The organism is Oceanobacillus sp. MO10714A, from assembly GCF_037072045.1.
Lineage (GTDB): Bacteria > Bacillota > Bacilli > Bacillales > Amphibacillaceae > Oceanobacillus > Oceanobacillus indicireducens.
In genome coordinates this window covers 23,159-29,690 of the sequence record NZ_JAXHDC010000041.1, presented here as the reverse complement: position 1 = coordinate 29,690, position 6,532 = coordinate 23,159, and the positions used below count along the sequence as shown (strand labels likewise).

Below are 6,532 nucleotides of genomic sequence, written 5' to 3'. Positions count from 1 at the left end.
CTTTATCTCATTCCGTAAAGGGGAAGTTCGATTAAGTTCGCTCACGTATGGGGCAACATCGAACTACCTCCCGTCCTGGGAGGCACAGTTTGTACGTTGCTACGACTACTGGATGTGCTAGTACAAATGCTCTTCGGTGGGACGAGTAATCGCAGTCCCAGGCGTTGCGAAGACGATCGCGTTTTTAACCTGCAAGGGCGCTTACGCCTTTGTTTTTTCGGGCAGAATAGGAGTAACAAATTGATTAGCTATAAGGATGGAGGTGAAAATCATTCTTGAATTACGCAAGGGTATCTGGGTAATGACGCAAACATGGAATGATCTTTTGTTCATGCACCTACCTGTTCCAGCAGACATTCTACGCGAACAAATTCCGCAGGGCTTAGAACTTGATACCTATAATGGAAAGGCTTGGATTTCGATTGTCCCATTTGCAATAACCGATATGCGTCTCCATTTTACTCCGCGACTTCCTTATTTCCATTCCTTATTGGAATTGAACGTACGCACATATGTAAAAAGAAATGGAGAAGCAGGAGTTTATTTTTTCAGCCTTGATGCGAATCAGTGGCTAACTGTTCTGGGAGGGCGGATATTTCATGCGCCATATCATTATGCGGGTATCCATATGAAGAAAGAACGGAACTGGATAAATTTTACAAGTAAGCGCAAGGGAAAATCATCGATCGGTTTTACTGGAAAGTATCGACCGGTTACTGGTGAATATAAACCGAGTGCATCGAGTCTTGCCTACTGGCTTGTGGAAAGGTATATATTCTGGTCGGAGCGAAACAGCTCTCTTTATAAAGGTGATATCTACCATGAACCATGGAAATTACAAGAAGCAGAAGTGATTCTTTCCAAACAGAATATGTTGCCCGATTTTCTAGGAATAGAAGAGGCTGGTAATCCGGTATTCCATTACGCCGCAAAGAAGAAGGTGTATTCCTGGTGCGTGAGGAAAATAGAAGAACTATAAAAAACTGCCCCTTTTTCATCATTGGACCTAAATAAGAATAAGCTATAGTACATGTCCAAATTCAAAGGAGGGGCAGCGTGAAAGAAATCTTTATAAAGAATACGCTTGTACTTGCCGGTGGGGCAATACAGGGCTTTGCTATGGGGCTGTTTCTCTTCCCGCAATATATTCCTTCAGGGGGAGCGGGCGGGATTACCGTTCTTTTTAATTATTTATTTGGAATGAGCATGGGAACTGCACTTTGGGTGATCAATTTTTCGCTCCTGTTACTCGGACTTTATATATTAGGGAAACGTTTTGCAAGCTGGACCGTGCTTGCAATTACAATGACTTCTATAACTGTAACCTTCTTTGAGCATGTTACAATTCCGAACCGATCGCTCTTCTTTGATCTTATTGTTGGTTCAATATTTTTAGGGATCGGGATTGGAATCCTGATGCGCCAAAATGTTTCCAATGGTGGTATTGGTGTCATTGCTCTAATCTTAGCAAGGAAATATGGTTTCCTGCCCGGCCGTTCTTTATTTTGGATCAATAGTTGTATCTTTTTATTCGCTGCTTTGTTGATCGACTGGAAAATAATCATCCTCGCCTTCATCAGTCAGTGGATTGCCACGAGGATTGTTAATATCATTGTTCAATTCCAGTTTACAATGAATGAGTCCTATTCGCTTGATTGGCGAAAGAAGTAGCTTATACATACGTATAGCGGAAAGCTTTCTTCGGATCCTTCTTCCCGTCTTTTCCTTTTACATGAATAAGAAAGAGAACGAGCAAAGCAACGAGGAAAGTGAAAGCAGCGATGGTTGTGAACATGCCAGTTCTGGACCAGTCCATTAACCGTGTGAATATGGGTGGTCCGAGAGCGACACCAAGAAAACGGACGGAACCGTACAAGGACGAAACGAAGCCTCTGCGTTCTTTACCGACTGCTCCAGTAATTAAACTGTTCACACACGGTAAAGTAAGTCCGGCTCCGATACTGCTTAAAGCAAGTCCTATTAAAAAGGGAACGAGACTCTCAAGCCAGATAAGCGAACTATAAGATACCGTCATAAACAGCAGTCCTATGACGGAAAAGCGCTTCATGCGGACTAAGTTATTTCCAATCTTACTCCCCGTCAGATAAGACGTACTCACCATGACGAGAAGTGGAATTGCTAAGATAAGTCCTTTTCGTACACCGTCAATTTGATACGTTGTCTCTAGAACATCGGATAAATAAAAGAGAATCCCAAATAGTGTAAATAAACAAGTGCCTCCCGCAAGATAAGCAGTGAACAGCCATCTACCTTCGTGTTTAAACACGCTGAGAAGTCCCCGTGCATACTTGCGAAATGGAGGAGGAGATTGGCGATTTTTCTTCTCTTTTACAAAAATCCAAACTAAAATTGCCGCTATGATGCTTAGAACCGGAAAAGCGAAGAACACGGCATACCAGACAATTAAAGCGAATAGCGAGCCAATTATCGGCGATAGTACTTTACCTAGCCCATTGGAAGCTTCGAATATTCCGAGAACCCGGCTGCGTTCGCCACCTTTGAATAAATCACCAATCAGCGCCATAGCTATCGGGGCACTGCCAGCTGCTCCAATACCTTGTATCGTCCGGCCGACAAGAATCCATCCATAGGAATCAAATAGTGCAGCTGCAAGCCCAGCAAGCAAAGCACCGCTTGCAAAGAGGATGAGCGATGGTAACATAATGATTTTCCGAGAATAGCGATCGGACAGATAACCGACAATCGGAATCATGATTGCTGCTGCAATTGAAAATACGGTAATTGTCAAACTAACTTGGAGCTGGGATAAGTCGAGCGAAGATTTCATCTCCGGAAGAATAGGAATTAACATGGAATTCCCAAGAGTCATCATGAGTGGAACAGATCCGACGGCTAGTATTGTCATTCCATTGTTCGTTTTTTTCAACGTTGTGCACTCCTTGCGCTTATTTGATATTAATTGGCGGAAGGACGAGCCATCCTTTTTCCCTTGCTATATCTATTATTTTCTGTTCATATTCCTCTTGTTGGCCATGGAAGTCACTGAACATGGAACGGATGTCTTCGTTTAAAGCGATTCCTGTCACATAACTGCTGTCAGCCCTCGTCGACACCAGTTCCCTCTGAATAAGGTTGAAGATTTCCGCATCATTAAATCTTGCACCGGCGGGAATATCTTCCACATCTACATTAGGTCTGTCCGGAGGTGCCGGTGGCAAGCGGATGCCAGCTTCTTTTAAAATCCCTTCGACTTGCTGTTCTTCCTGAATGAGACAGCTTTCAACAAAGTCTTCGCAATATGTTTTTAAATCATGATCTCCTGCATGATTAATAAGCACTTGCATCGTAACGAGCAGATGCTTCGTATGATATAAATAATTCCATAAATGGTACACCTCACCTGAATGGAATGGTTCATCTTGTTTCTTTGTAGTCATACTAACCCTCCTTTTAATCCTGTATAGTTTCTCTCTTCGCTTCGGATATTATCCAAGAAATGAACAAAATAGGCAGCCCCTGTTAGGCGTAGCGACATGTAATGAAGAATTGAAATAGACAGTAACCTAGATATTTTTTGTTCATAGGCTAACATCAGAAATATAATTATAAAGGATGGTAGCTATTGTGAGGAAATTGATGTTACTTGCTTTTTTTATCGTTTTATTTGTCATTGCAGGCTGCAACAGTACAGGGACGATTACCAGTTTGGATCAAGATGAAGAGATCGTTCGGATTGGATATCAGAAAAATGGTCCCCTGCTTTTACTAAAATCCTTAGGTACGTTAGATGAACGTCTGGAAAAACAAGGGTTTAAAGTTGAATGGAAGGAGTTTCAGGCGGGTCCGCTACTTGTTGAGGCGTTAAATGCGGAAGCAATCGATTTTGGCAGAACCGGAAATACACCCGTTATCTTTGCTCAAGCTGCTGACACTTCATTTACCTATGTTGCTGTAGGATTTTCCAAATATAAGGGAAGTGGTATTTTAGTACCTAACGATTCTGATATCACGAAACTTGAAGATTTAAAAGGGAAAAGAATAGGTTTTTCAAAAGGATCAAGTTCCCATTACCTGTTAATTAAAGCATTAGAAACAGCAGGACTCACGTTGGATGATATAACATCGGCATATCTTACACCAGGAGATGCCCGGGTTGCTTTTGAACAAGGTACGATTGATGCAATCGTTGTATGGGACCCGTACGTGGCATCGACTGAGCTTGAATCAAATGGCAGACTTCTTATTGATGGGGAAGGTTTAACAACAGATAGAGATTTTTTTGTAGCTACCGAAACCTTTAAGGAGAAGTATCCTGAAGTCATTGAAATAATTATAGAGGAAGTTGCCGCATCATCAAAATGGGCTAACGAAAATCCTGATGAGTTAGTTGATATGTTAGTACCTATATTGGGAATCGATGAAGCGGCTATTCGCATGATGATTGAACGGAGAACGTATGGTGTAGAAGATTTGTCAGAAGAGATCATGGAAGAACAACAGGAAATTGCAGACATTTTTTACCAACTGGATATTATACCAAAGTCCATAAAGGTTAGGGAAACAATGGAGTAACGGAAGATGGGGGTATTGATATGAAAGGAAATAAGCGAACATCAACAAGAAGCCTATTGCCTTGGCTTATTCCATGCTCGTTAATCATTGTTTGGCAACTTATGTCCATTACAGGCATTCTTTCAGAAAGAATAATACCTGCCCCAACACAAATCATCGAAGCGGCAATTCTTCTACTAGGAAACGGGGAATTGTATGACCATATGTCCATTAGCTTAACAAGAGCAGCAGTTGGCTTTATCATCGGTGGATCAATCGGTTTTATGCTTGGTTTACTAAATGGCGTATTTCGCATTTCCGATTTACTGTTTGATACATCCATTCAAATGTTGCGGAACATCCCGCATTTGGCTTTGATTCCGCTTGTGATTCTTTGGTTTGGGATAGGGGAAACATCAAAGATATTTCTCGTAGCTTTGGGGGTGCTGTTTCCCGTTTACATTAATACGTATCACGGAATTAAATCGGTTGATAAGCGATTAATTGAAATGGGTGAGTCTTATGGATTAAAAGGCTACAAACTATTTTTTCATGTCATTTTACCAGGTGCACTATCTTCCATTTTAGTTGGAATTAGATTTTCCCTTGGAGTGATGTGGTTAACACTAATCGTCGCGGAAACAATCTCTGCTCAATCGGGGATTGGCTATATGGCTATGAATGCTAGAGAGTTTATGCAAATGGATATTATCGTCTTAAGTATTCTCATTTATGCAGTGTTTGGGAAGGTGTCTGATGTTATTGCGAGGTATCTCGAAGGAAGGTTATTAAAATGGAATACATGAAGAATATTAAAGGGGGAGAAGTTGATTTGCTATCGTTACAACGAAATGGCGTAAACGTTCAAATCAATAGCCTTGAAAAAAGTTATGGTAAGCGCGAAGTATTAAATGGGGTAAACGTAAATATAAAGGCAGGAGAATTTGTTGCGATTGTAGGGAAAAGTGGTTGCGGGAAAAGTACATTCCTCCGCCTTGTTGCAGGTCTAGAAGATGCCAAGGCTGGTTCGATTCAATTGAATGAGGAGCGATTACAAGGTCTAAATAAAAAGGCCCGAATGATGTTTCAAGATGGCAGGTTGCTTCCGTGGAAGCGGGTAATTGATAATGTCTGTATCGGACTCCCTGGCGATCAGCAAAAGAAAGCTTTAGAATCCCTCACCCAAGTGGGGCTGGAAGATAGAGCAAATGACTTTCCTTCCATGCTTTCCGGTGGTCAAAAACAGCGGGTTGCTTTAGCAAGAGCATTGGTTCATGAGCCAAATTTACTTCTACTAGATGAACCTCTAGGCGCACTTGATGCGCTAACAAGGTTAGAAATGCAAGAACTGATTGAAACATTATGGACAGAAAAGAAATTTACAGCAATTCTTGTTACACATGATGTAGAAGAAGCAGTTGCAATAGCGGACAGGGTGATATTAATAGAAGATGGGAGGATAGCGTTAAACCAAAACATTGCGTTGGCACGGCCAAGAAAACGAACAAACCCGACCTTTGGTATGTATGTAGAAGAAATCCTTACAAGAATTATGAATAAAAGAACAGAAAAAGAATATACACAACCGTTTCATGAAAAATCACTATCCCTTCTTAATTCCGTAAATAATTAGAGCAACGCCAAGAAAAATCCACAGGAATTTACTAAAGGATATTTTTGTGGACATCCCGATAATCCCAATTGCAGTAGTGAGCAGGAGGATAAGGGGACCGACAAAAGCGAGTGAACTGTTAATGATTAAAGTTTTTTCTATCTCATTAAATTTAATCATTAAAAATGCCGCAAATATTTCGATCGAACCGGAAAAAATCCGTAATAAGGCTATAGACAGAACAGCCTTTTCCAATAGACTAAACATCGTACTCCCCCTGCAAAAATATGTTTATTTTTAAATATATGCCCGGCCAGTCCAAAAAAGGACTGTATGAAAAATTACAAGCTTAAAAAGGGAAGTATGTATGCAAAAGATGAAAGAAGG

General features: G+C 41.0%; 8 protein-coding genes. 5 read left to right on the top strand and 3 right to left on the bottom strand.

The window, feature by feature from the left end:
- Positions 1–262 precede the first annotated feature (262 nt).
- A complete protein-coding gene (locus SPD53_RS15835; protein ID WP_336253137.1) occupies positions 263–979 on the top strand; it encodes a YqjF family protein in 717 nt (238 codons plus the stop codon).
- A gap of 77 nt (positions 980–1,056) precedes the next feature.
- Positions 1,057–1,671: a YitT family protein gene (locus SPD53_RS15830; protein WP_229782725.1), complete on the top strand. Its 615-nt coding sequence runs from the start codon at positions 1,057–1,059 to the stop codon at positions 1,669–1,671.
- Position 1,672: 1 nt separating this feature from the next.
- Here SPD53_RS15830 and SPD53_RS15825 read toward each other — a convergent pair whose 3' ends face one another.
- Together SPD53_RS15825 and SPD53_RS15820 are read right to left on the bottom strand one after the other, a co-directional pair.
- Positions 1,673–2,887, bottom strand: a complete 1,215-nt coding sequence (locus SPD53_RS15825; RefSeq protein WP_156856755.1) for an MFS transporter — start codon at positions 2,885–2,887, stop codon at positions 1,673–1,675.
- Positions 2,888–2,927: 40 nt separating this feature from the next.
- Complete coding sequence (locus SPD53_RS15820) at positions 2,928–3,419, bottom strand: DUF3231 family protein (protein WP_156856692.1); 492 nt, start codon at positions 3,417–3,419, stop codon at positions 2,928–2,930.
- 187 nt (positions 3,420–3,606) lie between these two features.
- Here SPD53_RS15820 and SPD53_RS15815 point away from each other — a divergent pair, with 187 nt between their 5' ends.
- Genes SPD53_RS15815 through SPD53_RS15805 form a run of 3 tightly spaced genes read left to right on the top strand, consistent with a single transcriptional unit; the run spans position 3,607 to position 6,166 of the window.
- Positions 3,607–4,554 carry an aliphatic sulfonate ABC transporter substrate-binding protein gene (locus SPD53_RS15815; RefSeq protein WP_336253136.1) on the top strand — a complete coding sequence of 316 codons (948 nt, stop codon included), beginning with the start codon at positions 3,607–3,609 and terminating at the stop codon, positions 4,552–4,554.
- A 20-nt stretch (positions 4,555–4,574) separates the two neighbouring features.
- Entirely contained in the window at positions 4,575–5,339 is a 765-nt protein-coding gene (gene ssuC / locus SPD53_RS15810) for an aliphatic sulfonate ABC transporter permease SsuC (protein WP_188855506.1), read from the top strand.
- Positions 5,336–6,166 carry an ATP-binding cassette domain-containing protein gene (locus tag SPD53_RS15805; RefSeq protein WP_336253140.1) on the top strand — a complete coding sequence of 277 codons (831 nt, stop codon included), beginning with the start codon at positions 5,336–5,338 and terminating at the stop codon, positions 6,164–6,166. The genes ssuC and SPD53_RS15805 overlap by 4 nt, the downstream gene beginning before the upstream one ends.
- On the opposite strand, the gene SPD53_RS15800 is transcribed toward SPD53_RS15805, so the two are convergent.
- Complete coding sequence (locus SPD53_RS15800) at positions 6,137–6,412, bottom strand: YqhV family protein (protein WP_156856695.1); 276 nt, start codon at positions 6,410–6,412, stop codon at positions 6,137–6,139. The two genes, SPD53_RS15805 and SPD53_RS15800, sit on opposite strands and share 30 nt — an antisense overlap.
- Positions 6,413–6,532 lie beyond the last annotated feature (120 nt).

Excerpts from the sequence above, each read along its gene's own strand:
- SPD53_RS15825 (WP_156856755.1), bottom strand. The coding sequence starts at position 2,887 with ATGACAATACTAGCCGTCGGATCTGTTCCACTCATGATGACTCTTGGG.
- SPD53_RS15805 (WP_336253140.1), top strand. The coding sequence starts at position 5,336 with ATGAAGAATATTAAAGGGGGAGAAGTTGATTTGCTATCGTTACAACGA.
- SPD53_RS15800 (WP_156856695.1), bottom strand. The coding sequence starts at position 6,412 with ATGTTTAGTCTATTGGAAAAGGCTGTTCTGTCTATAGCCTTATTACGG.
- SPD53_RS15820 (WP_156856692.1), bottom strand. The coding sequence starts at position 3,419 with ATGACTACAAAGAAACAAGATGAACCATTCCATTCAGGTGAGGTGTAC.
- ssuC (WP_188855506.1), top strand. The coding sequence starts at position 4,575 with ATGAAAGGAAATAAGCGAACATCAACAAGAAGCCTATTGCCTTGGCTT.